Source organism: Metamycoplasma arthritidis, assembly GCF_900660715.1.
GTDB classification, from domain to species: Bacteria; Bacillota_I; Bacilli_A; order Mycoplasmatales; family Metamycoplasmataceae; genus Metamycoplasma; species Metamycoplasma arthritidis.
The window spans coordinates 685,120-711,157 of record NZ_LR215047.1; the positions used below are offsets into that span (position 1 = coordinate 685,120).

A 26,038-nucleotide genomic window follows, 5' to 3' on the forward strand; every position below is an offset into this window, starting at 1 on the left:
TAAAAATGTAAATATACTTTCCAATTTTATAACTATTTAGAAAATAAGGTTATTTTTTGGTACGAAAATCAATTACTGCTCTTCCTATAAAATCGCCACTTTCAAGCTTTTTAAAAATTTCAGGAACATCTTCTAATTTTACAACCCTAGTAATCTCGGTTTTCACTTTGCCTAAACTAGCAAATTCGATTGCTTCTTGCAAATCTAAACGAGTGCCAACAATTGAACCAACAATTTCTTTTTCATACAATACACTTCAAAAAATTGAAACTTCAAAATTGTCTTTGCCAGAAGCATTTTTTGAGGGAAGACCAACTAATACTTGTCTTCCACCTCTACGAAGAATGCTAAGCCCTAATTCAGCCGCTTTAGTTGCAACCGAAGTATTAATAACAGCGTGGCTGCCACCGTTAGTTAATTTAATTACTTCATCAATTACGTTACTTTTCAATGAATTAAAAGCGGCTTCTGCTCCTGACTTAATTGCTAAATCGCATTTTTCGTCATTGATATCAATTCCAATTACACGATACCCCATTGCTTTAGCGTATTGAATAGCAAGGTGACCCAGTCCGCCAACACCAATCACTGTAATTCAATTTCCAGCTTTTTGGTTTGCTTTTTTAACTGCTTTGTAAGTTGTCACACCTGCACATACAATCGGAGCACCTTGAACAATGTCAAAATTATTAGGAATCGCAGCAATGTAATCTTCATGCCCAATTGCATATTCAGCAAAACTTCCATCTTTAGTATAAGCTGACATATTTTGATTTGGACACAAAGTTTCTTTACCTTGTAAACAAAATTCACAATGTCCACAACTATCGTGCAATCAAGCCAATGCTACGCGATCACCAACTTTGAAACGATTGCATCCCTCGCCTAATTCAACAATAATGCCTATTCCTTCATGACCAGGGATAATTGGAAATTTTGCTTTTAATAATCAATCATCATTTGCCACATGTAAATCAGTGTGGCAGATGCCTGAAGTTTCCATTTTAATAAGAACTTCTTTATACTTAGGACTAGGAATATTCACTTCCTTAATTTGTCAATTTTTTGGACTTTCAACCACAAATGCCTTCATTTTTGCCATAAAATAACCTCACTTATTTATTAAATGTTACTTAAAAATTTGAAGTTTCCATTTTTTTAAGAGCAGAAATTGCCGCAGCCTTTTCGGCTTGTTTTTTTGAATGACCATAGCCAACGCCAAAAACTTTTTGATCAACAAGAAGTTCTGATTTAAATTCGCCATTATTTTGCGCTACTGTCACATAACGCAATCTTGATAAATTGCCGTTGGCTTGAATAATTTCTTGAAAATAAGATTTAGGGTCTTTACTATCTATTACATTAAGAACTGAGTCTAAAAGAACTGAGTCTAAATACTGAAAAGTAGGGCCTATTCCTAGTCCAAAATAAAGAGCACCAATAAATGATTCAAACATATCTGAAAAAACTTTTGAATTAGGAATATTTTTGATTTCCTCAAAAACTTTTTTGCCGAACCTCGCAATTTCGACTAAGCCAATTTTGTGTGCAATTTTTGCAAGATTTTCATTTGATACTATCATTTGACGATGTCTTGTTGCTTCGCCTTCAGTGTATTTAGGAAAATTTTGAAAAATGCGATCGCTTGTATAAAATTCCAAGACTGCATCACCTAAAAACTCTAAATATTCATAATTGAATTTAAAATGGTCACTTTGATCAAAAGATTTATGGGTTAGCGATTTAAAAACGAACTCAGGACGTCTAATTTTTTTAATATCAAGTCCGTTTCTTTCTAACATAGCAACGACTTTATTATAAAACTCACTGTCAATCGGAAGTCGTACTATTTTTTTTGCTGTCATATTATTTTATTCGTCTCCCTTGATTGCTCTTTCAACTTTTTCAATAATATTTTCATCCAAAGCACGTTTAATTTGCTTTAGTGCACTATAAAAAGCAAGTTCGTCGCTACTACCATGTGCTTTGACAACAACTTTATTAGGACCAATAATGAAAGCGCCACCGACTGTGTGATAGTCAAATTTGTTTTTTATTGCTTTAAGTGGTTTTTTTAGTAGTAGTCCACCTATTTTAGTAATTATATTTTTATGAATAGCACTTTTAAGCATCTTGCCAAAAGCCAAAAACGAACTTTCCATTGTTTTTAAAAAGATATTACCAGCATAACCGTCTGATATAACAATGTCAGCTTTACCGTCAATGATATCTCGCGGTTCAATAAAACCTATATAATCAAAAGAATTTTTGCTTTCCATAAGCATTTTATTAGCTTCTCGACTTACTTCAGGCCCCTTGTAATCTTCTGTTCCAATATTTAAAATTGCGAGTTTTTGTTTGCCTTCAGTTTTAAAAAACAATTTGTGGTATTCAACGGCAATTTTCGCTCACTCAACTAAATACTCCGGCTTTACATCAACATTGGCTCCAACATCAGTTAAAAGAAAATGCCCGCCGTTAGTAGAAGGCATAATTGGCATAAATGATGGGCGCAATACACCGCTAATTCTATTAACTTTAAGAGCTGATAGCGTTAAAAAAGAACCACTATCACCACTACTTAATATCGCCGACCCCTTATCTTCTTTTAATAAATTGAATGCGCTTAGCATTGAACTTTCTTCGCGCAAAATTTCTCTAGGATTATCAGTCTTGTGGAGTAATTTAGGTGAATGAACAATTTCAATATTTTCAGGTAAGTTATTTTTAAAAATATTATTAATGCTCTCTTGATTGCCTACTAATAGCAATTTATAGTTAGGATTTTCGTGAGCGAACTTTTTAGCGGCTAAAATTGCTAAAGTTTCACCACCATCACTATTAAGTAAGTCAAAAATAATTTTCTTATCCATTTATTCACCTTTCTTTATTTATTCAACTGCTATAAAATATGGATAAATGCTTTGTCCGCCTGAATAAATTTCAATTTCAACATCAAAATTAACTTCAATATAATTTTGCAAAATTTTTGAATCTGATTCTGAAACATCCTGTCCATAAAAAATAGTAACAATTTGCGAATCTTCATCAACTAGAGTGTGAAGTAAATTGATTGCTGCGTCCATAGAAGTTTTAGCAGTTGCAGTGATTTCGTTATTAGCCATCACCATGAAATCACCTTCTTTAATTTTAATGCCATTTAATTTAGTATTTTTCACAGATGGCGCGATTTCGCCATATTTCACATTTTTCATCGCTTCTTTCATTGTTTCTAAATTTTCTTCTTCAGAAGCATCTTCATTAAAATTCATCGCAACGCTTAGACATTGCGCTTGGCTTTTTGTTGGAATTGTAATAATTTTTTTATCAGTAACAATAGTTGATGCTTGTTGAGCCGAAAGAATAATATTAGAGTTGTTTGTTAAAATAAAGACAGTCTTGCTATCTACAGCATCGGCAGCTTTAACAATATCTTGGGTTGAAGGATTATTGGTTTGACCACCTTCAATTACGTAAGAAACGCCATTTTGTTTAACAAGTTCAATAATTCCTTGGCCAACATTACATGAAATTAAGGCACATTTCTTTGAATATGTCTTTTTAGGAGTAGTTGCATCTGGTGAAGCTAATTTTGAAGCCACTTCTTTGCTAGAACTAGCTTGCACGGTCATATTATCAATTTTAATTTTTAAAAACTGACCCAAGCTATTAACAGCATTTAAAACATCGCCTGGTTTTTTAGCGTGAATATGAACTTTAAGAATTTCTTCATCTTGGACAACAACCATGGAATTGCCAATTTTTTCTAATCTTTTAACAAGCGATTCTTTATCAAACTTACGATAATTTTTAAGTTCTAAAATGAATTCAGTGCAATATCCAAATTCGCCATTGAAAACCTCTGAATCGGAAATAAAAGTACCAATGCTTTCGCTGCTAGTTTTTGTCTCAATAACAGCTTTATTTTGAAAAAATAAACTCATTCCTTCAATAATGGCATATAGCCCCTCACCACCAGAGTCAGTAACGCCGACTTCTTTTAAAATTGCCAATAAATTGGGAGTATTATCGCAACTTTTTCTCGCATATTCCAAAGCTAAATTGAAAATATCTTCGAAGGTTGATTCAACAACCACGGTTTCTTTTAGTCCTTCAGCAATTTCTCTAATTACAGTTAGTATCGTTCCTTCAACTGGTTTTAAAACAGCTCGATAGGCAGCTTTGGAAGCTTCTTCAAAAGCGTTAACCATATCAAATACTGAGATTTCAGTTTTATTTTTAAAGGCATTAGCAAAGCCTTTAAAAATTTGACTTAAAATTACCCCCGAGTTTCCTCTAGCGTTCATTAGCATGCTTTGTGAAACAACTTTACCAACAGCCTCTAGATTTTTTTCATTTAAATTTAAAATCGCATCACGAGCTGCAATAATTGTTGAAGCCATATTAGATCCAGTATCACCGTCAGGAACAGGAAAAACATTAAGAGCATTAATCGCGTCTTTTTTGTTTTTAATATTGTTAGCGGCACTAATCAAGGCATTTTTTCAATGCATTCCATTAATTTTATTCATGTCTATCTAGTTCCTTTAATTGTGATATCTAAGGTTTCTAACTTCAAATTGTTTTTTTCTAAGTTGTAGACAATAACTTGATATATTTCGTCTACAATGTTTTTGGCGTTAATGTTAGATAGGATAATTAATCCAATCTTGACAATAACAATGTCTTCACTTTTATTCGAATGTTCAATAATGATATTATTCTCATCTAAATTCTTATTTTTGCCATCAACCGAGGCAAAACCAGCAATTCCTGAAATAGTTAAAATAGTGGAGATAATAATTTTTTTGATATTCTGTAAATCCATTTTTTATTCACCCCTCTATTTTTTGTCTAAATAGTTTCTTTTGATTGGAAACGAGTGCGATAACTTTGCAATTTCTTTTTTAATAACTTGATGCAAGGTTTCATTGTTGGGTTCGCGCAAGGCTTTATCAATTAAATTAGCTAAAATAATAAACTCGTCTTCTTTAAAATCACGCGATGTCATCGCTGCTACTCCTAAGCGAATACCACTCGAAACCATTGGGCTTTCGGTGTCAAAAGGAATAGTATTTTTATTAACTGTAATATTCATTTTGCTTAATATTTGTTCAGCTTGCTTACCAGTCAAATTGTAACTTGTTTTTACATCAATAGTAAATAAGTGGTTTTTGGTCATTCCCGATATTACTCTAACGCCTTTATTTATAAAAGTTTGACAAAATACTTTACAGTTTAAAATGATTTGTCTTTGATATTCAATAAATTCAGGTTGCAATGCTTCATAAAATGAAACTGCTTTAGCAGCAATTTGATGAAACAGCGGACCACCTTGATTGCCTGGAAACACCGCACGATCAATTTTCTTTGCAATCTCTTCATTATTAGTCAAAATAATTGCTCCACGAGTGCCCCTTAAGGTTTTATGAGTCGTTGTTGCAACAACATCAGCATAACCCATTGGCGAAGGGTGCAAATTAGCAATAACTAGCCCAGAAATATGAGCGATGTCAGCAAATAAATAGGCTCCAACGGCGTCGGCGATTTCTCTAAACTTAGCAAAATCAACAATTTGAGAGTAAGCAGAGTACCCGCAAATGATCATTTTAGGTTTCACTTCTTGGGCAATTTTTAAGATTTCATCATAATCTAAAACACCGTCTTGATTGACAGTGTATGTGTATGATTTATAAAAAATACCGCTAAACGAAATGCGATAACCATGGGTCAAATGTCCGCCCGAATCCAGCGAAAGACCTAGAACACTATCGCCAGGATTTAAAAGCGCCATATAAATAGCGGCGTTTGCTACGCTACCAGAATAAGGTTGCACGTTTGCATATTTAGCATTAAAAAGCTTGCAAGCACGTTCTTGGGCGATTTTTTCAATCTCATCAACAAATTCACAGCCACCATAATATCTTTTGCCCGGATAGCCTTCACCGTATTTGTTAGTAAGTGAACTTCCGGCCGCTTTCATAACATCTTCAGAAACATAATTTTCTGAAGCAATTAATTCAATATGTTCTTCTTGACGATGACTTTCTTTATTAATAAGATCGGCGATGTCTTGGTCATGTAAAGTAACTTTTTTATTCATAGGCAATTTCCTCAATAAAATAAAACCAAACTAATATGAATTAGTTTAGTCAAGTAATGATTTGGTTTGTTTTTCTTCTTCAGAGATAATCTTCTGTTTTTTCTTTGCAAGATTTTCTCTAATTTTTTTATTAATAGCAATAATTGGGATGGCAACAAAACCTAATCCCACGGCAGGAAGAACACGCAAAATCCAATTAGTAACACCAGATGAAACCAAAAATGAATTCATTGCCAAAGAAAGTGGCATTAAAAAGGCAAAAGCGCCAACGGGAAGAACTTTGAACTTTCAAATTAACAATGAAACTATACCAATTTGGAAAATAGAAAATGCTAAAGCAATAGGAAATTCAACTGCTCAACGATGTAAACTCTTAGTTTGTGAAAAAATTCATCCATCTTTTCCTAATAGTAAAAACAGTAAAAATGAAGGAATTGCAATTAAAAATAAAGAGGTTAGTGCGATTTTTCAAGAAGTTTTTAGCGGTTCTTTTTGCTTAACTGAATCTTGTTCAATTTTCTCTAAATTAATTTTTCTATTTTTGTATTTCTTGTAATTTGCCATGCTTTTTCCGTATTTTAGTAATTATTAATATTATTAAATATTACCATAATGGTCCAAAATAAATAGTAAAGCCGGCATTTAGTTTTACTATTTTTTATAAATTCTTCATAATTGAAAAAGATGCCGCTTGTTTGGCATCTTTTAAAATTGCTATCAGTCTATTGTTTTTTAAAGCCTTTGATGGTGTAGAACATATCGCCCGTTTCTACTCCATTATATGAAAATTTGCACTTAATTGTTAAAGTTCCTTTTTTGTCTTTCATATCATGAGTACTTTTTTCAATTAATTTTATACCGCTAGGTAAATGCGATTCTAATATCACCATGTTACTATCCTCAACTTCGCTTGGTTTCATATCTTCTTTACCTACGCAATCAAATAATAGTCTTAATGAGCGAATATATCTTTCTAACAAGAACTTTTTGGTTATGTAGTCTTTAGCAAAAGTTGTTTGATCAATTTCAACGCGTCTAGAAATCATATTTTCAGAGTTGAAGTTTTTAGCTTTAAAATCTTGGAGTGTCATTAATGTTAGTTTAATAGTCAACTTTCCATCAGCTTCTTTTGGGCCACTTATGATAAAAGCGGTTTGGCCATCAACCATTTTTAATGATTTTGAGAAAAATTGTACCTTAGATTTTAGTTCTAATTTTTCTTTGTCATAACTAAAGAATTGAGCAAATGGCAATGTGTATTTCTTCTCTTTAATTTGGGTAAGCATTTCATTGTCTCAAAGCATTAATTTTTGTTTTTTAATATCTTCGATAAAATTTCTTAAATGGATTATTGATGAGGCTCCGCCATTATGATCATCACTTGGAGTTTCTTTAAAACCTTCAGTATTTAAATCGGGATCAATATTTTCTTCAACTGTTCCACTTGGAGCTTTTTTATCTTCTAGTGGAGCTTGATTATTTTGTTCACGTATTTTGTTATGGATGTCAATGCCTAATTTTTCAAGATCAATTAGAACTTTTTTAGTTTCGCGTGGGCTTTCGTTTCAATCAAAAAAGCTAGTTGTAACTTCAACATTATATTTGCCCTCTAAGGTTTTTTCAACTTTTCCAAAAGTGTATGTCAAAGATTTATTTTTATTGTTTATTCAAAACGAACGATCACTTAATTCATTGTCGTTAAGTCTTTCAATATAAGTTTTGTCTTTTGAATAATATGGATGAACTGTCATTTTTTCAAGTTCATCACTCAAATATTTCTTTTGATCTTCTTCTGTTAGATTGTGAGGATTAATATTGCCATTAGCGTAATTTCCTTCAATGATAAGCTTTTTAGAAACGCTAATAGAATCATCCAAAATTATGCTTAGTTTAACATCTACTTCAATTTTTTTGCTAGTTTCGTTAAATTTAACCGAAACATATTCTAATTTAAACAAGTTTACATCGTAACTTCCGGTAGCAAAATTACTTTTACCCTCAAAGTTTAAATGACTGTTGGTTTCTTTAATGTTTTGATAAGCTTTTTCGTTAAGGATTTTAATATCAAGTTTATTAATTTCCTCGTTTATTTTATTTTTGGCTTCTTCAATTTTCTTTAACATCTCCGAACTTTTCTTTCAACCCTTTAGGTTAAAAACATAGTTCTTTGATTTGTAATCAATATCTTTTTTTCTAATTGAATACAAAATAGATAGAGTGTTGGTTTCTGGTTCTTTTACTATTGTTTTTTTAGCAAATTCATAGCCTTCTTTTAAATCTTCTGAAGGATGGACTTTGTCTATATCAACATCGTCTAACAATGTTTCTTCAAGGTTTGGATAACTGAATTGTAAGTTTTTAACATACTCTTCAAAATTAGATGCTAAGCTTTGCCTGGGAAACTCCATTTTATGAACTTCAGTAGAAATTTTATGTGCGCCCTTATGGTCGTGGATAGCTCCTTTAAAGTAAAAAATTATTTTGCCATCTTTTACTTCATAACGAATTAATGAAGATAATTTTACCATTCCTTTGCTGTCGGTGTAGGTAGGCTTTTCGTCATTGACAATTTGGTGTTTATTTGAAGCAAATTCGCCTTCTAGAGAAAGTAGTTCTTCGTTTTCTTCTCTTCAGTTTGGTCTTTTGCCTTTTTCGACTGCAATTAACTTTTTACTACTGTAGCTGTAGTAAAAATCTTTTTTAGCTTCTATTGCTTTGTAAAAGGCATCTATTTTGCCATCAACGATTTTTAATGACATTGATTTTAGTCAATTATTTAATTCTGTTATTTCTTGACCTTGTTCTTGTTTTTGGTCAGGTTTTTGTTTTGAATCCTCTTTCTTTGGTTCTTCTGGTTTTTTCTTAGTGTCATCGCAAGCTGCAGCTACGACTGAGGTTGCAAATAAAGTAGTTCCTAAAATACTAACTGTTAACAAACTAAGATTCTTTTTAAATTTTTTCATTTTCTTCTCCTATTTATATATTTAAAATGAAAAAAAGGACAACAAAAATGCCCTTTTTTAAATTTGTTCTCTTGCTGTTATGAATTTTAATGAATCTTTAAAATACATATTCCAATTATATATATTTTTAAAATAAAAAAGAGCACAACAGTGCGCTTTATCAAAATAAATGAAATCGGTATAAAAACTTATAAATGGTGCGGATGAAGGGAATCGGACCCTCGTATTTAGATTGGCAACCTAATGTTCTACCATTGAACTACATCCGCATGGTGCAAGTGAAGGGAATCGGACCCTCGTATTCAGCTTGGAAGGCTGATGTTCTACCATTAAACTACACTCGCAAGTGCTATATCTTTGGCAGTAAATCATTATACTATAAATGTTAAATTTTGAAAAAAATTTTATTCCTCAATTTACTAAATTTATCATTTTAGATAATAAAAAATGGCGATCGTGGCAGGAATCGAACCTGCGACCACATGCTTAGAAGGCACGTACTCTATCCTCTGAGCTACACGACCACACAAATTATTTTAGCATAATTTAATCAATTAATGCCATATCATTATACACTTTTATCCCTAAACAAAAGTAGATTTTTGTTTTTTTATATTTTGTTTTTAACAAAAACTAAGCCAAAAAGTATGCAATATATTCAAAAAGAAGTAGTTATTATTAGCTCTAATTGAGCGTTCAATTAGGAGCCTATTCTTTCGCAAAAAATAAAATTTCCTTTTTTAGATATATTTTTTGTTTATTTTTAATATTTCTTAATTATTTTGTAAAAACTGGTGAAAAAACATGGTAGAATGATGGTGTCATTAAAATAAGTGACAACTCACGTTTTATCGCTCAGGCGCGATAACGGTGAGCCGGAGATAGTTAATTCTATCTCCTTTTATTTTATCTTTAAACAATTGTTTTTAATACAAAACTTTTCAACCTTTTCTAACAAGTAATATTTTTTGTCAACTCCGCCAGTATAGTTTCCAACTTTAAAATCTACGTTAACAACTCTATGGCAGGGCACAATGATCGAAAGTGGATTTTTGCCAACGGCAGTTCCAACCGCTTGTGCTGACATTTTTTTTATTTTTCTTTTATTAGCTATTTCGTTAGCTATTTCTTTGTAAGTTGTTACATATCCGTAAGGAATTTGGAGTAATTGTTCTCAAACTTCTTTTTGAAAATCACTACCAATCAGTTTTATTTGTGGCATTTCGCTAGGATTACCACCAGAAAAATAAATATCTAGCCATTTTTTAGTTTGTAAAAATATCTCAAGATCGTCTTTGATTTGAAGCTTATTTTCTTTAAAGATTTTATTATCACTATTTTCATAATTAACTTCAATAAGATATTCACCATCACTAATTAAAGTTAAGATTCCAAGAGGACTATTGTACAAACTTTTAAACATAATGGATAATTATAAAACGCGAACAACTTGTTCGCGTTATTATTTTCTAAATTTTAACTATAGTAATTTTGCTAAGTGTTTTAGTGTTCTAATATATTGGTGAACGAATGAACTTTCATTGTCATATCATGAATAAATTTTGTAAAGTTTTTTACCATCCACTTCTAACGCGGCTGTTAGTTGACTATCGAAAATTGATCCCGCTGTTGAAGCTATAACATCACTTGATACAAGTGGTTCGTCACTATAAATAAATGATTCTGAAGCAGCTTTTTTCATAGCTTGGTTAATTTCTTCAACACTAGTATCTTTTTTAAGTTCCACAGTTAAGTCAACTAATGATCCAGTAATTGTTGGAACTCTTAGTGCAATACCATTCATTTTTCCTTTCAAATTAGGAATAACCTTACCAATTGATTTGGCTGCCCCAGTTGAAGTTGGGATAATGTTAGAAGCAGCCGCTCTTGCTCTTCTTAAATCAGCATGAGGAGCGTCTTGCAATCTTTGGTCAGCTGTGTATGAGTGAACGGTAGTCATATATCCTTTAACTACACCAAATTCATTTTCTAAGACATTCATAACTGGTGCTAAAGAGTTAGTTGTACATGATGCTGCTGAAACAATAACATCGTCTTTATTTAAAGTATTTTCATTTACTGAATAAACTATTGTTTTAACGCTATCAGTTTTTGAAGGAGCGGTAATTAAAACTTTTTTAGCTCCTGCTTCAATGTGTTTTTGTGAACCTTCAACGGTAACGAAACGACCAGTTCCTTCAACTACAATATCAACACCAAGTTTTTTTCAAGGTAGCATTGCAGGATCTTTTTCAGCATAAACAGGATATTCCACACCGTCAACAATGATTGAATTTTCGGTGTGTGAGATTTCTGCATTCATTTTTCCGTGTGCTGTGTCGTATTTTAGTAAATGTGCTAAAGTTTTGGCATCTGTTAAATCATTAATTGCAACAACTTGTAGTTCTTTGTCATTATAAATTCCACGAAATACTAAACGGCCAATACGGCCAAATCCATTAATAGCAATTTTTGCTTTCGCCATAATATTTATTTCCTTTCGTAATTAAAATAAAAATTAACTGCAAAAATTATAGAATAAAACAACAACTTTTATAATCCGTTTCAACTGCTATTTCTGAATTTTTAAGAGTACGTACAGGATCACTCTTTTAATTCTACTTTTTGTATAACGGCGCGAAGTGCATCTATCAACAAATTCATCGTAATTAGAAGCATCAATATTCTTTTTAAAAAGATTTTCCATCCCCTCTGACATCAAAACAATATTTTTTAATCAGTTTTCATCATTATTTTTCACAATTTCTTGAAATTCACTATACCTATCTTCAATTTTCATAATTGGGAAGCTAACTTTCATAGGTGAGTATTGTGATATATCTTTTCCTTCGCGGAGCAACTCACGTAAATACGTAGCAGAAGCGTATTGTTTACTTAATGTTAAAGAACCATGTGACACGGTTCTTTTAATGCAAATTGGTTCAAGATCAAGATTATTATCAACAATGTATTTAACATACTCAAATCCCAAAATATCAGCGGGAACCACTTCAGAAGCTAATATTATTTTCAGTGCTTCAAAAGAACTAAACACGAAAGAATAACCTTTTTTTAAAAAAGACTTTAGCTCCGTGTTGTATTGCACTAAGTTTTCTTTAATTTTTTTAGCACAATGAAGATAAAAGTTAATATCGTCAGTATCAGAAACGCCAAATGCCAGCTTTTGAATACCGTTTTTTAACAAAAGATCAATTGAACCTTTAGCAAAAATATGCGCCGCTTGAGTGGATGTTAAAAAATCTAATTCTATTACTTCATCAACCCCGTTTTCAAGTGCAATCTTTTTTCTGTCTTCAAACGATGCCACAGCCAATTCACCGCGTTGCACATAATCCGAAGATAGGGCTACAATTAAATAAGAATTAGGATATTTACTTTTTATTGCATCAATCAAATATTTATGTCCATTGTGAAATGGGTTAAATTCCGCTATTAATCCGATTTTCAACACCCAACAACTCCTTTATCAAAAAATGATACTTTTTATTTTATAAAAAATTATGTTGTTTCTTCTTGCGCAACTTAATTTTTGAATTTAAATTTAATAAAAAAGAAAATCCCCTACCTAAGTAAGGGATTTGTGTTAAAAGAAATATAACTTATTTACTATTAACGTGCTTCACGGTAAGTTCTTAGAATTGCATCGTTCATTTCTTTTGCAAGTCTTAGTTTTTCCATGTCGCCTTGTCCTGATGCGATTGTTTCATTTAATTTAATTTCTTTACGTTCTGCCATTTTTCTTTCAAGTGGAATGAAAGCAAATGAAACAGCAATGTATAGTAAGAATAGAACTGAAGCAGTAGTATTACCAATTACGCTAGATTTAAGACCTTCAGTTTTACTTGCATCTGTATTTGCTAGGTATTGATTTATAGAAAGACCCATACCAACAAACTTGTCTAGAATCATAAATGTCAAGGTTATTAACACTATGATAACTGAAGTATATCCAGCTCAAATAGTATGTTTGTTTTTGGTTACAGCAATAAAGTTTTTCTTTCTATTTTGAATTGCACCAACGATAGCTAAAGCGATAAATGCAAAGGCAAATACAGCCATTCAGTCAGCCATTAAGTCAGCGAATGTTAATAGCTTATCAGTGCCTTTACCATAAATTTCACCATCATCGTAGTAACCGCCACCGATGTATGCGTAGGTACCAATTGCAGTTAAGATAATCATGTATGGAACTGATAAAACTAAACAGAAGATCATTCCTACTCATGGTCTTTTAGCGTTTAACATGTATTTGTAAGCACTAACAGGAACAGAAATTTCTCCTTCTTTAATCAAGTCTTCTACGAATCTGGTTGCTCACATTGTGAATCCATTTAGAATACCAATGATACCGATTGCGATGCAAATATTAACTACACCAAATGCTCAACTGTGGCCTGCAGTTTTTAATAAACTACCGTAGTCATAGAAATCACCCTTTTTAGCACCTAAAGTCATAGCTAGGGCAATGATGATGTAAATTAAAGTGATTGAAGATAACCCAATAGTTAGGGCAGCAGGGGTTTTTTCTGGTTTTTCCATTTCTGATTGAACACCAGCAGTAACGTAGAATCCGTCAAATGCAAAGAAGATTCCACCTAGTGATCCAAATACGGCAAAGAATGGAGAAAGTCCAAATAATGTTGTTGCATCTTTGCTGAATAAGTCAGCTTTTGTAACAGCTTTGTAGGTTACACCATTTTTAGCAGCAAATGCAAATCCGATGATTACGATTGCAACTAATGGAATAAATTTAACTGCAGTAACAACTCAGTTTTGAATGTTTCCTGCACGTGAGCTAATTCCTGCTGTGAACATCATTCAAACAGTAATAGCAAGTCCAATCGCAAAGAAAATTCAAGGAGTAGCTGAGGTGTTACCAAATTGTCAAATTTTACTATCTACGCCTAATCCACTTAAACCATCTTGGAATTGGATGATTACGTAGTATGGCATAAAGAAGTAGGTAAATGGTAAGTATAGATAAGTCATGAAGAACTTAACGCCCTTATAAATGAACAATTTATTAAAGGCTTTGGCTCATCCAATCATACCTAAGTTGTCGTTGCGGCCTGATGCAACTTCAACTAGTGCAAGTGCCATTGCGATAATTGCAAATCCAGCAATTAATCAAACAGCAATAGCTCAAACAATGTTTCCGGCTGAATTCGAAAGAACACTCTTTGATCTTAGAAAGATACCGGCACCGATTGAACCACCGATAACAATAAGGATTGCAGAAAAGAAACTAATCTTTTTCTTATTGTCGGAAGTAACGACCATTTGTTCGTCGTTCATATGATTTCCTTTCTTTTAGATTTAAATATATTTAAAAATAAAAACAGCGATACATTGCATAATTGACTACATAAAATACGAATGCTCCCCAATGTATTCAATGTACCAATTTAAATTATACGGGATAAAGTTTTAATGAATGCGAAAAGAAACCTTTATAAAGTTAAAAAACGCGATGAACACCACGTCAAAATGGAGTTTAATCTTATTTTTTGAGTAAGAATTTAGAATTATTTTGTTTTTAAAGACCTTTATACACTCGTTATTAATTCATCTAATAGAAAGAATTTTGATCATTAAACTACGTTCTAAAATAAAAAAATTACAAAAGTCGTCAAAAGAGAGAATGCAAATTTGTTTAGATTTTTAATTTAAAAATATATTAAACCTCGCTTTTAGACAAAAGTGCCAAAGTTTCAACATGATAAGTTTGCGGAAACATGTCAAATGGCTGAACAAACTCTATTTTGTAACCTTTTGATGTAAATAATTTTAAATCTCGCACTAAAGTTCGCGGATTACAACTTATATAAGCTATTCTTTTTAAAGATTTGGGGATAATTGCGTTTATCGTTGTTTTGTTTAGTCCTTCACGAGGCGGATCAAAAACGATTACGTCAATATTTTGTCTTCTTGTACACTCTTTATCAAAAAAGCGATTGCAGTCCTCCGAAATAAATTCTAAATTATTAAGTGAATTAAGTTTGGCATTCTCTTTACCGTTAAGTGTCGCTTTTTTACTAATTTCTACACACACAACTTGCTTTGCTTTTTTTGCTAAATACATTCCAATTGTCCCGACTCCCGCAAACGCATCAACGATAAATTCACTCCCTGTTAAGTTAAGTGATTTTAATAGCGTTTTATACATTTTGTTTGTCTGCTTTTCATTTACTTGATAAAAAGATTGAGAAGAAACATTAAATTTTAGTTTATCTATTTTGTATTCAATTGATTCTTTACCAGCTAGCACTATTAATTTCAATATTTTGGTTTTCTCTTCGTTGCAAACGATTTGGACAATATTCAAATTATCAAATTTTTCAATTAATCTTTTAATGAAAGATGCAGGAAATGGTGCTTGTTTGAGTGATTCAAAAATTACTTGTGATTCACCGGTTTTTTCACTATATTTAACAGTTATTGAAGTTATTTTGTTTTTCTTAATAAAGTTATCTTCAAGTAAGACTTCTTTTTTACATAAAAAATCAATTTCTTCTAAGATATTGCCAATTTCTTTATAAGCTAAATCATAAGAAGTTTGCTCAACTAGGATGTGACTGTTTTTTACATAAAAGCCCATTTTAAAAGTCGTTCCTTGGCATTCGACGTGAACACGCAGTTTATTACGATAATTAATTTCGAGTGGCGACGGAGTAATTTCTTTAACATTACGAAAATTTAGTTCCCGTAAAAATAAGTCGTTTACTATTTTTTGTTTAAAAGCTAGCTGATCTTCGTAGCTAAGAATCATTAAAGGAGCTGCGCATGATCTAAATAGTTCATAGTTTTTAATTGGAATTCTTTTTGGCGAAGTTTCGATCAAATTAAAAATTTCCGCAATAGCAAATTTTGCTGTTACTTTAATTATTTGAATATCAGCGACTTCTCCTATAAGTAAATTTTTAACAAAAATAGGATAGCCATTTTCCCTAATAACACCATAACCTTCATAACTAAATTCTGTTGCTTTTTGTGCTTTAAGGATTTGATTTATTTTGTACTGTTCCATGATTATTTACCTAAACAAAACTTACTAAAAATATTGTCTAATAAAGCTTCGTTATCGTGACTTTTATTAAGAATGCTTCTCAAATTTTCTCAAGCTTTTGTAAGATCTAAAATTACCACTTCCGGACCAAAACCTTGTCCAAGACCTTCTAAAGCGTCATTAATATTATATTCCACTTGTTTTAAAAGTGATAGTTGTCTCGTGTTATATAAAACTTCTTTATCATCTAAATCAATATCGTTATATTTTTTTACTAAAGCGTTTCTTAACTCGTATAAATTATTATCTTTAGCTGAAATACAAACCATATCCTCTGGTAAATTTTTAATCAAATCTCGCTTGTTTAAAACATTTATATAAATTTTATCTTTAGCTAATTTTTTTATTTGTTCATCTTCGGTGCTATCTTTTTGAAGTGGATCATGTAAATGAATGATTACTTTTGCATTGTCAATAGCTTCTAATGATTTTTTAATACCAATTGATTCAATTTCGTTATCGGTTTTACGAATACCGGCGGTATCGATAATTCTAAACAATATTCCATTTATTTCAAATTCAGCTTCAACTAAATCTCTAGTAGTGCCAGGAATATCGGTGACAATAGCTTTATCTTTTTGAATTAAAGCGTTTAAAAGTGAAGATTTGCCGGTGTTTGGTTTTCCAACAATAGCAATATTAATTCCTCGATAAATATCACTAGCGTTTTCGGATTTTTCAACAACAACTTTTATTCGTTTTTGAAAGTTATCTAATAGTTTATTTAGTTTGTTCTTATCCATTTGTTCAATATCGTTGTAATCTGAGTAATCAATGTTAATTTCTACTAAAGATATGATTTGTAGCAATTCGTTTTCAAGTGAGTTAATTAGTTGATTAATTTCAGGTTCGAATTGGGTAATTGCGATTTTTGCTTGTTTATTAGTTTTAGCATGAATTAAAGCATTTATTGCTTCAGCCTTTTCTAAGCTTAATCTACCATTTAAAAAAGCCCGTCTTGTAAATTCTCCTCTTTCAGCTAATCTAGCACCATTAGCTAAAATTAAATTCAAAATTTTATTAGTAACTACGACCCCGCCATGAGCATTAATTTCAACGGTATCTTCGCCTATATAATTATTTTTACCAATAAAAAAATTAACTAAAACTTCGTCAATTTTAGTTTTATCTTTATCAACAATTCATCCATAAGTAATAGTTTTGTCTGTACCGATTTTGCCTGTGTAGATTTTTTTAAGTATTTCTATGGCATCGGGACCACAAATTCTTATTATTGATATGGCTTGGTTGATATTACCTGAAGATATAGCTGTTATATTGTTGTTGAACATAATATATTGATTATATCAATAAGTCAATTCCCTTTTATTTTTATTTATTTAAATCAAGAATAATAATAAGCATTGTTTTTTGGTGTTTTATTTTAAATTTTTGCTTGTATAATGGAATTTTTTTACTTTATTTAATGTTAATAACTTGTCTTTTTACGTTAATTAAAAAATCGCTTTATGGAAAATGGAATTCCGAATTTAGTGCTTATATAAGTGATAAATCAAAATAGATAGTGTTTATTAATATATAATAAAATATGTAAAATGATACGAGGAAAAATATGAAATCAAATACAATTATTTTAGAAGAGGAGAAAATTCTAAGAAAAAAAGACAAAGTAATTAGTCGCTTTCGTAGAAGAATGGGCGATTATATGCGAGTGATGTTAATTCCACTAGCTTTATTACTTTTCTTCTTGATCGTTGAAGGGATTTTCAAAGCAGTTTTAGAAGAGGTAACACTAAATACAAATGTCAAACTTAATCTTCAAAAAGTAGTCGACATATTTCAAATTTTAATAGCATTAATACCGTTTTTTATAACTTTGACAATTGCCTCTACTTTTAGTACCAATCGCGCTTTAGGAGCGGCGCTAGCAGTACTAGGATGAACCTTCTTTATTGGTGCACAATCATTTTTTATAAGTTTGACACCAACAGGACAAGTTTCACTTTTCAATTCTAAGATATTAACGAGTTCAAGAGTGATCGATATAATCTCTCAAAAGTCTGGAATTTTATTTGTTAGCCCAAATATTTTTGTTGGCCTTTTTATGGGGATTCAAATTGCAAAAGTGGTAAGCAAATTAAATAAAACTTCCAAAAAGACCAACACTTTTAAAGGATGTATTCTACTAACATTCATTTTAGTAATTTTTGTAGCTATTTTCAATGCCTTGCTACATATAAGTTTCATCTTATCGTTGGTTTATGGCTTGGAATCGGGCGTAAAAAATATTGAAAACTTGGCAAATGACTCGGTAAATATTAAGAATTTACTATATTCGTTAATTCTTTCTGTTGCATTGCCATTTGAAAATGCTAATAGTTTTATGGCAATTTCAACCCAACAAAGTTACTTAGCCGCAACACTTAGCATATTTGTGGCACCATTAATTTCATTTATCTTTTTCTGCTTCACTATTAAAGGTGATATGAAAAAATACGCAGTGCCATTCTTTTTATTCGGAATGATGGCTTCATTATTCTTTGGTAGATATGAAGTGATTTTATTAACCTTATTAATAGCTTCACCATTTATGTTCTTTATTAATGTAACAATTTTCGGATCGCTAATTTCTTGAATCTCTAGTTTAGCTGGTGCGAATGTTGGTGCAACTAATTTAATTGAGTTTGTTAAAGATTTTAGCGTTTCTGACAAATCATATTTATTCTTAGGTGTAGGCCTAGGAATTAGTGTATTGGTAATAATCGTAACCGCTTTATATGTTAAATTTACTAAAGTAGGACTACCTGGTCTTGGTTCGGTAAGTTCAAAGATTTACAGAAACGAACTTGGAACCGATTTAAATTACATCGTATTTCCCAAATACGAAAAAAACGCTCAAGTTGATCAAACGACTAAATTGTTTAAAAAAGACACCGAACTTGACATGTTAGTTTCTGCAGGAATGGTTTATGGCAAAAATATCCAGCTACTAACAAATGAAAATCTTGTGTTAGATACTTCCGAGCAAAAAAGAATAACCCAAAAAACTTCACACAACATTACTAGTGAAAATCTAGTAAATACTGAAGAAATCAACTATGACTATAGCAACAACGACAATTTCAAACCGCAAAGCTCGTCTACTGAAAAAACTAGTGATTTAACAGTAACTAATGAAAGTTGAAGTAGCGATTTAAACCTAGATTTATCAGAAACCTCAGAACCAGTGGCTATCGTTCAGGATTATGAAAAAACTACAGAAATCACGCCACCAGAAGACCGCCCATTAGTTTTAAAAGATTCGACTTTATCAACCGAAAATTCATCAATTTCAACAACGACAAACAAAGAACAAGAATCAGAAAACAAGGAAAATGTTATTGTCGAAGACAAACCTGTGTTAAACGAAAAAACCACGACAATTATTTTTCAGCCAAATCCGCTCAAAGAAATCCCGCTCGCACCAATTGAAGATTTTGCTATTTTAAGTCCTCTATTAGGTGATGTTATGGATCAAAATGAAAATAGTATTGATATTTTAGCTTCGAGCGGTAAATTTGTTTTAGCAAACGAAGCAACAATTGAATATGTTTCTGAAAATAAAGATCTTTTTGTTTTAAATATCTATGGAGTTAGAATGGAAATTAACCTAAATCCTAACTTTGAAAAGTCACACAAACAACGCCTACATAACCGTGTTTATTTAGCGGTTGGTAAAAAGGTAAGAAAAGGTGACTTTCTATTAGATGTAAATAAAAAATTCTATAGTGAAATTGGCGAAAGAATGATTGTTACTATTCGTCTATTAGATGGCAATTATCATGTCAACAAAGCATCTCTAAAATCACGGATTGAAAAAAATGATAAATTATTTGATATTCACCTAAATGAACCCCTTCAGCCTTAAAAATTTTTAAAATAATTACAAAAGAAATGTTAAGTGTAATTTCTTATAGTTAGCGCTTAACATTTTTTATATCAAAAGGGCGATTATATTTTGTTAAAATTAATAGGAAAAACGCTTTATTATAGTGCAAAATAAACATAATAAAGGAGATTTAAATGAATAAAAAAGCTGTAAGTGTTTTAACTCTAATTTTTGCTATTTTATACTACGTTGCCATTTTGACATATTTTTACAATTTCAGCACTATGCGAGAATGAAATAGCGGAACTATTAGAGCCGTATTGATATCATTTCTTGTTTTCGCTATCATAGGGAAAGTAATGTGCAATATTTTGGCTTCAATTGTTGCTTTTAAAACAAATAGAAACAAGTTAGGTGTTGCATTTATATTAGGAATTTTTCTAAACTTTATCAGTTTATCGGCTGCAGCAACATTGCTAAAAACTGCTTGAAGAAAAGAAAGAACACTAATAAATAAAAATACTTCAGAATCAAATAATAATTCAAATAATTGAAATTCACCAATAGCTTAATAAAATCACCAAAAATTTTGAAGCATTTTTTAGATACAAAACGCACACAAGCGTATTTTTAAAATTAGGCGGCTTGCTGAATTTTTCGCAAACGCTAACTAATTATTTATAATTATATTTACATCAAATAATTTCTAAACTTTACATTTTAACTAATTTATAAGGAGAAAAAAATGAACAAAAAAGCTGTAGCAATCTCGTCTTTGATATTCAACCTTATCATTTCGATATCTTGAATTGTTTTGGTTGCTTTAATATTTAGATTTGTGTTACTAACCGGAGATGAAACTGCTGCTAGAAGATTTTTACAATCATACTTGGGTCTAATTGTTCTAAACTTTTTAATAGCGGTTCCAGCATTTATATGCAACATATTGGGCTGCGTTGTTTCATTTAGAGAAAACAATATCGCTGCTGGAGTGCTATTCATTTTAAGTATTGTTATGGGTAGTTTTGTTATTGGAATTATTGCTCCAATTGTCTTACTATCAAAAAAATCGCCCGCAAAAGAAAGCACACCTCAAAACCCAACTACTATTTCAAACGATCAAAATTCAGCTATTTACTAATAGTATAGAAGCTTATAATAATTTGTTGTCTGAAATAAACCATTAAATTTTTACAAAAATATTTGCAAATTGCTTGCAAATATTTTTTTATACCTTTCAAAAAGGGGAAAAGATTAATTAAAAAATTAGCACTTTATTTGTGCGAGTGCTAAAAAAATGTGCTACAATACTTCATATAAACAAATCAAAAACATTTAAAAAAATTAAAAAATTAATCGAATTTGAGGAAACAATTATGGCAAAAGAAATTATTTTAGGAATCGACCTTGGTACAACAAACTCGGTTGTATCTATTTTAGAAGATGGCAAGGCCAAAGTATTAGAAAATCCAAATGGTAAGCGCACCACTCCTTCAGTAGTTGCTTTTAAAAATGGCGAAACTGTTGTTGGTGAAGTTGCAAAGAGACAACTAGAAACCAACCCAGATAGCATTGCTTCAGTTAAAAGATTAATGGGTTCATCAAAAACTATTCACGCTAATAATAAGGATTATAAACCAGAAGAAATTAGTGCGCTTATTCTCTCTTATATGAAAGAATATGCTGAAAAGAAAATTGGTCATAGCGTTAAAAAAGCTGTTATCACTGTTCCTGCATATTTTGACAATGCTCAACGTGAAGCAACAAAAAACGCCGGAATTATTGCGGGACTTGATGTTGTTAGAATTATTAACGAACCAACCGCTGCAGCTTTGGCATTTGGGTTGGACAAAAACAAGGATAAAAATCATAAAATTTTAGTTTTCGACCTTGGTGGAGGAACATTTGACGTTTCAATTTTAGAAATGGAAAATGGCGCATTTCAAGTACTATCTACTTCGGGGGACAACCATTTGGGTGGTGATGATTGAGATAATGCAATTGTTAAATGAATGGTTGAAGAAATTAAAAATAAATACAACTATAACCCAGAAACTGAAAAAATGGCAATGGCAAGACTAAAAGAAGAAGCTGAAAGAGCAAAAATTACTCTTTCTGAAAGTATGGTTGCTAATATTTCTCTACCATTCTTGGCCATGTCACAAACAGGACCAATTAATGTCGAATTGGAACTAAAAAGATCGGAGTTTGAAAAAATGACTGACGATCTACTACAAAGAACTAAAAAACCACTATTAGATGCATTAAGCGAAGCAAAATTACAAATTAATGATCTAGATGAAGTTTTATTAGTTGGTGGTTCAACTAGAATGCCCGCTGTTCAAAAATTAGTAGCTGATACCATTAATAAAAAACCTAACAATTCTATTAACCCTGATGAAGTAGTTAGTGTTGGAGCCGCTATTCAAGGAGCTATCTTAGCTGGTGATGTTCAAGATGTTTTACTATTAGACGTTACTCCACTTACTTTAGGAATCGTAGTTGAAGGAAATTTAGTTGCCCCCTTAATTCCAAGAAATACAACTATTCCTGTAACAAAATCACAAGTTTTCTCTACAGCCGCCGATAATCAACCAGCTGTGTCAATCGTAATAACACAAGGCGAAAGACAAATGGCTGCTGATAATAAGATTTTAGGTCAATTTGAATTAGAAGGAATTGAGCCTGCTCCACGTGGTGTTCCACAAATTGAAGTAAGCTTTTCAATTGATGTTAATGGTATTACAACAGTAACAGCAAAAGATAAGAAAACCCAAAAAGAACAAACCATTACAATAAAAAATACTTCAAAATTATCAGAAGACGAAGTTCAAAAAATGGTTAAAGAAGCCGAAGAAAATCGTGAAGCCGATAAGAAAAAACGTCGCGAAATCGAACTTACTGTTAAAGCTGAACAAACAATTAATGATTTACAAAAGACTTCCGAAGCTAATAAAGCTGAACTTGAAAAAAACGGTGCCTACGAAGGTATTACTAAACAAATAGAAGAATTTAAGAAACTTCTTGCTGATAAAAACTTTGATGAGTTAGAAAAGAAATTAAACGAATTCGATCAAAGCATGCAAGCTGCTGCTAAATTTGCTCAAGAGCAAGCAAAAAACCAAACTCCTGATTCTGATGATGAATCAAAAAATAAAAACAGCGATAAATAATTTAAGAAGATAATTAAAAGAGGTTTGTTAGCCTCTTTTTTTATTAGACCTCGCATCAATTTTAAAGTGCTAAATACTAAACAAACTGCAATTATTTAATTGTTTAACCAAGCAAATAAACAAAATGTAGCAAATTATGAACTATAATTTCATAAAAATATAAAGGAAATTATTAAAAATGAATATGACTAATAAGGATCTAGCAATATGAGTTATTGTATCTAATTGCTTGGCATTAACGCTTTTTGGATGACCAATCGCATTAGTATTTAATATTTTGGCGATTATAAGATCGTTTAAGAAAAATAATTCTTTATATGGTGGATTGCTAATTGGCGCAATTTTTATTCCTGTTATTGGAATTGTAGTGGGTGTGCTTATGTTGCAAGACGAAAAAAATAAGCAAAACCAAAAAGCAAAATAAAATATGCGGCCTAAAACCCGCATATTTTTAATATTTTTTAGAAAAATAGACAAATTATTTTTTAATAGTGTCGATAGATTAATGACAATGAAAGAGATAACTTTCAGTGTTAATTCTTTTGCCTAATTTTATGTTTCATCAAGCATTTTTTTATCATTTCTTATCTAAATTATTTGGTAATTTAGTCTACTTTTCCTAAACAAAAAAAAAAAAAAATGTCTCAGCTTTGATTTCGAAAACACTAAAAAAATATTTTTTTGGGTTATTCTATTTATTAATAAGGAAAAGAAATGAATATATCAGTTTTAAATGTCGCTAAGAAATTAGCACTAGAAGAGAAACAAGTCGAAGAAACTCTGAAACTATTAGCCGAAGGAGCCACAATTCCATTTATCTCTCGCTACAGAAAAAATGTAACTGGTGGTCTTGATGAAGAAGCAATAGCTCAAATTAATGACTTTTATCAATATGACGTTGAATTACTAAAGCGTAAAGAATACGTAATTGAGATTTTGAAAGAAAAAGGACTATTAACTGACGAACTTAACAAAAAAATTCTTGAAGCAAGCACCAAGCAAGCCGTAGAAAACATTTATGAGCCATTTAAAATCGGCAAAAAGACAAAAGCTACTGAAGCTATTGCCTTAGGACTTGAACCACTTGCCAAAACCATCATGCAAAATCGTGATGAAAGCTTCAATGTTTTTAAAGAAGCTGCTAAATACATTAGTGAAAAACTACCAAACACCGAAGCGGTCATTGGGCAAACCAAATACATTATTGCGCAAATTATTTCACAAGATATTGAAGCAAGAGAAAATATCAAAAAAGAAATTTATCAATATGGTTGAATTAAAACGGCGCTAAAAAAAGATGCCCAAGACCCCAAACAAGTCTTTTTACAATATTATGAATTTGGGGAAAAAATTTCAAAAATTCCTAATCACCGCATCTTAGCAATTTCGCGCGCCGAGGACAAAAAAATTATTAGCTACACTTTCGATTATTCGGTCAAAAAATTAGTTTATGACTTGAGTAATCGTTATTTTGTTAATAAAAGAACCGCATTTATTACTAATGATTGTGCAAGAGATGCCTTGGAACGTTTGATTCTACCATCAATTGATCGCGAAATCAAAAGTGAATTATTCGAAAGAGCTCAAGCTGAAGCAATTAAAATTTTTGCCAACAATGTAGAACAAATGCTTCTGGCTCCAGCTACAAAGAATAAAAAAATTCTTGCAATAGACCCAGCTTATGTACATGGTTGCAAACTAGCAGTATTAGATGAAAATGGTAATTTCCTAGAAAAAGGACTAATTTTTCCTAATGAGCCTCGAAGTGAAATAAAAAATGCTACTCTTAGAGTCAATGGCTTATTAGATAAATATAGCATCGATTTAATTGTTATTGGAAACGGTACAGCTTCACGCGAAACAGAACAATTTATTAGTAATCTCCTTCAAAATCGTAAGGTTCAACATCCTAATGAAAATATTAGATTTGCTGTAGTATCTGAAATTGGAGCTTCAGTTTACTCAGCTTCTAAAATCGCTCAAGAAGAATTTCCAAACCTTTCAGTTGAAGAAAGAAGTGCGATTAACATCGGAAGAAGGTTTCAAGACCCTTTAAATGAATTAATTAAAATCGAACCCAAATCTATTGGGGTAGGTCAATATCAACACGATGTTAATCAAAAAGAATTAACTTCTGAACTTGATTTTAAAGTAAATAAAGTTGTCAACATGGTTGGGGTTGATCTTAATAGTGCTACAAAAATTATTTTGTCGCACATTTCTGGTCTTTCTAATACAATTGCTAAAAACATTGTTGAACATCGTCTAAAAAATGGTAATTTTAAAAATCGTGAAGAACTTAAAAATGTTAAAGGATTAGGACCCAAAGCATATGAACAGTCAGTGGGATTTTTAAGAATTCATGATTCAACTAATTTTTATGATAAAACAAATATTCACCCCGATCAATATGAACTAGCTAATAAAGTTTTAGCAGCACTTAATTTGAATGTTGAAAATTTGGATAAAAATATCTTAATGGAAGCCAATAAAGAAAAACTTGCCAAAGAACTAAATACTAATGAATATGATATTTCTTTAATTTTAGATTCATTAATCAGCCCGGGCAAAGATATTCGTGATGATAAAGATGGCTTTATTCTATCGGACAAACTTTTAACAGTTGATGACTTAGAAATTGGTAAAAGATATACTGGTCAAGTTATTAATGTTACTGATTTTGGAGCATTTTTCTTTTTAGGAATTAAACAATCTGCCTTAGTACATATTTCTAACATGAAAAAAGATGACGAAAGTTTTATCAAACACCCTTCGGAAATACTTAATGTTGGTGAAAATTGAACAATTGAAATTATTAGCATTGACAAAGAGCGTGAGAGAATTCAAGCTAAACTCATTTGAAACTAAAATTTCATAATTAGA

General features: G+C 31.2%; 20 protein-coding genes and 3 tRNA genes. 6 read left to right on the plus strand and 17 right to left on the minus strand.

From position 1 onward, the window contains the following. Positions 1 to 49 precede the first annotated feature (49 nt). The 17 genes from adhP to mnmE form a co-directional block, all read right to left on the minus strand. Entirely contained in the window at positions 50 to 1,093 is a 1,044-nt protein-coding gene (gene adhP / locus EXC42_RS06430) for an alcohol dehydrogenase AdhP (protein WP_041914192.1), read from the minus strand. Between the two features lie 40 nt (positions 1,094 to 1,133). Next, positions 1,134 to 1,865, minus strand: a complete 732-nt coding sequence (locus EXC42_RS02720; protein ID WP_041914110.1) for a ribonuclease III family protein — start codon at positions 1,863 to 1,865, stop codon at positions 1,134 to 1,136. Between the two features lie 6 nt (positions 1,866 to 1,871). Further along, a complete protein-coding gene (gene plsX, locus EXC42_RS02725) occupies positions 1,872 to 2,873 on the minus strand; it encodes a phosphate acyltransferase PlsX (protein ID WP_012498450.1) in 1,002 nt (333 codons plus the stop codon). A gap of 18 nt (positions 2,874 to 2,891) precedes the next feature. Further along, entirely contained in the window at positions 2,892 to 4,532 is a 1,641-nt protein-coding gene (locus EXC42_RS02730) for a DAK2 domain-containing protein (protein ID WP_012498451.1), read from the minus strand. A gap of 2 nt (positions 4,533 to 4,534) precedes the next feature. Then, positions 4,535 to 4,828: a hypothetical protein gene (locus EXC42_RS02735; RefSeq protein WP_012498452.1), complete on the minus strand. Its 294-nt coding sequence runs from the start codon at positions 4,826 to 4,828 to the stop codon at positions 4,535 to 4,537. Between the two features lie 15 nt (positions 4,829 to 4,843). Beyond that, positions 4,844 to 6,103, minus strand: coding sequence for a serine hydroxymethyltransferase (glyA, locus tag EXC42_RS02740; RefSeq protein WP_012498453.1), 1,260 nt, complete (start codon positions 6,101 to 6,103; stop codon positions 4,844 to 4,846). Between the two features lie 45 nt (positions 6,104 to 6,148). Beyond that, complete coding sequence (locus EXC42_RS06435) at positions 6,149 to 6,667, minus strand: hypothetical protein (RefSeq protein ID WP_129648954.1); 519 nt, start codon at positions 6,665 to 6,667, stop codon at positions 6,149 to 6,151. Between the two features lie 158 nt (positions 6,668 to 6,825). Then, a complete protein-coding gene (locus tag EXC42_RS02750; protein ID WP_129648957.1) occupies positions 6,826 to 9,066 on the minus strand; it encodes a lipoprotein 17-related variable surface protein in 2,241 nt (746 codons plus the stop codon). Between the two features lie 195 nt (positions 9,067 to 9,261). Further along, a tRNA-Gly gene (locus EXC42_RS02755) sits at positions 9,262 to 9,335 on the minus strand. 1 nt (position 9,336) lies between these two features. After that, positions 9,337 to 9,410 (minus strand) — tRNA-Gly (locus tag EXC42_RS02760). Between the two features lie 104 nt (positions 9,411 to 9,514). Further along, positions 9,515 to 9,590: transfer RNA gene (locus EXC42_RS02765), tRNA-Arg, on the minus strand. 377 nt (positions 9,591 to 9,967) lie between these two features. Beyond that, positions 9,968 to 10,489, minus strand: coding sequence for a methylated-DNA--[protein]-cysteine S-methyltransferase (locus tag EXC42_RS02770; protein ID WP_012498455.1), 522 nt, complete (start codon positions 10,487 to 10,489; stop codon positions 9,968 to 9,970). A gap of 57 nt (positions 10,490 to 10,546) precedes the next feature. After that, a complete protein-coding gene (gene gap, locus EXC42_RS02775; protein ID WP_202943186.1) occupies positions 10,547 to 11,554 on the minus strand; it encodes a type I glyceraldehyde-3-phosphate dehydrogenase in 1,008 nt (335 codons plus the stop codon). 84 nt (positions 11,555 to 11,638) lie between these two features. Further along, a complete protein-coding gene (locus EXC42_RS02780) occupies positions 11,639 to 12,535 on the minus strand; it encodes a nucleotidyltransferase (RefSeq protein ID WP_012498457.1) in 897 nt (298 codons plus the stop codon). A 161-nt stretch (positions 12,536 to 12,696) separates the two neighbouring features. Then, positions 12,697 to 14,382 (minus strand): APC family permease, encoded by a 1,686-nt coding sequence (locus tag EXC42_RS02785; protein WP_129648960.1) that lies wholly within the window; start codon positions 14,380 to 14,382, stop codon positions 12,697 to 12,699. Positions 14,383 to 14,764: 382 nt separating this feature from the next. Next, a complete protein-coding gene (gene rlmD / locus EXC42_RS02790) occupies positions 14,765 to 16,114 on the minus strand; it encodes a 23S rRNA (uracil(1939)-C(5))-methyltransferase RlmD (protein WP_012498459.1) in 1,350 nt (449 codons plus the stop codon). A gap of 2 nt (positions 16,115 to 16,116) precedes the next feature. Further along, positions 16,117 to 17,445 (minus strand): tRNA uridine-5-carboxymethylaminomethyl(34) synthesis GTPase MnmE, encoded by a 1,329-nt coding sequence (mnmE, locus tag EXC42_RS02795; RefSeq protein WP_129648963.1) that lies wholly within the window; start codon positions 17,443 to 17,445, stop codon positions 16,117 to 16,119. Positions 17,446 to 17,726: 281 nt separating this feature from the next. On the opposite strand from mnmE, the gene EXC42_RS06440 reads away from it, so the two are divergent. From EXC42_RS06440 to EXC42_RS02825, 6 genes are all read left to right on the plus strand, one after another. Beyond that, a complete protein-coding gene (locus tag EXC42_RS06440) occupies positions 17,727 to 20,021 on the plus strand; it encodes a hypothetical protein (RefSeq protein ID WP_012498461.1) in 2,295 nt (764 codons plus the stop codon). 155 nt (positions 20,022 to 20,176) lie between these two features. Next, positions 20,177 to 20,554 carry a hypothetical protein gene (locus EXC42_RS06445; protein WP_041914114.1) on the plus strand — a complete coding sequence of 126 codons (378 nt, stop codon included), beginning with the start codon at positions 20,177 to 20,179 and terminating at the stop codon, positions 20,552 to 20,554. A 173-nt stretch (positions 20,555 to 20,727) separates the two neighbouring features. After that, a complete protein-coding gene (locus EXC42_RS02810) occupies positions 20,728 to 21,123 on the plus strand; it encodes a hypothetical protein (RefSeq protein WP_012498462.1) in 396 nt (131 codons plus the stop codon). Positions 21,124 to 21,358: 235 nt separating this feature from the next. Beyond that, positions 21,359 to 23,155 (plus strand): molecular chaperone DnaK, encoded by a 1,797-nt coding sequence (dnaK, locus tag EXC42_RS02815; RefSeq protein ID WP_012498478.1) that lies wholly within the window; start codon positions 21,359 to 21,361, stop codon positions 23,153 to 23,155. A gap of 178 nt (positions 23,156 to 23,333) precedes the next feature. Beyond that, the gene (locus tag EXC42_RS06450) at positions 23,334 to 23,579 is read left to right on the plus strand and encodes a hypothetical protein (RefSeq protein ID WP_012498479.1); all 246 of its coding nucleotides are present in this window, start codon (positions 23,334 to 23,336) and stop codon (positions 23,577 to 23,579) included. Positions 23,580 to 23,869: 290 nt separating this feature from the next. Then, positions 23,870 to 26,023: a Tex-like N-terminal domain-containing protein gene (locus EXC42_RS02825; RefSeq protein ID WP_012498480.1), complete on the plus strand. Its 2,154-nt coding sequence runs from the start codon at positions 23,870 to 23,872 to the stop codon at positions 26,021 to 26,023. The last annotated feature ends 15 nt before the right edge of the window (positions 26,024 to 26,038 follow it).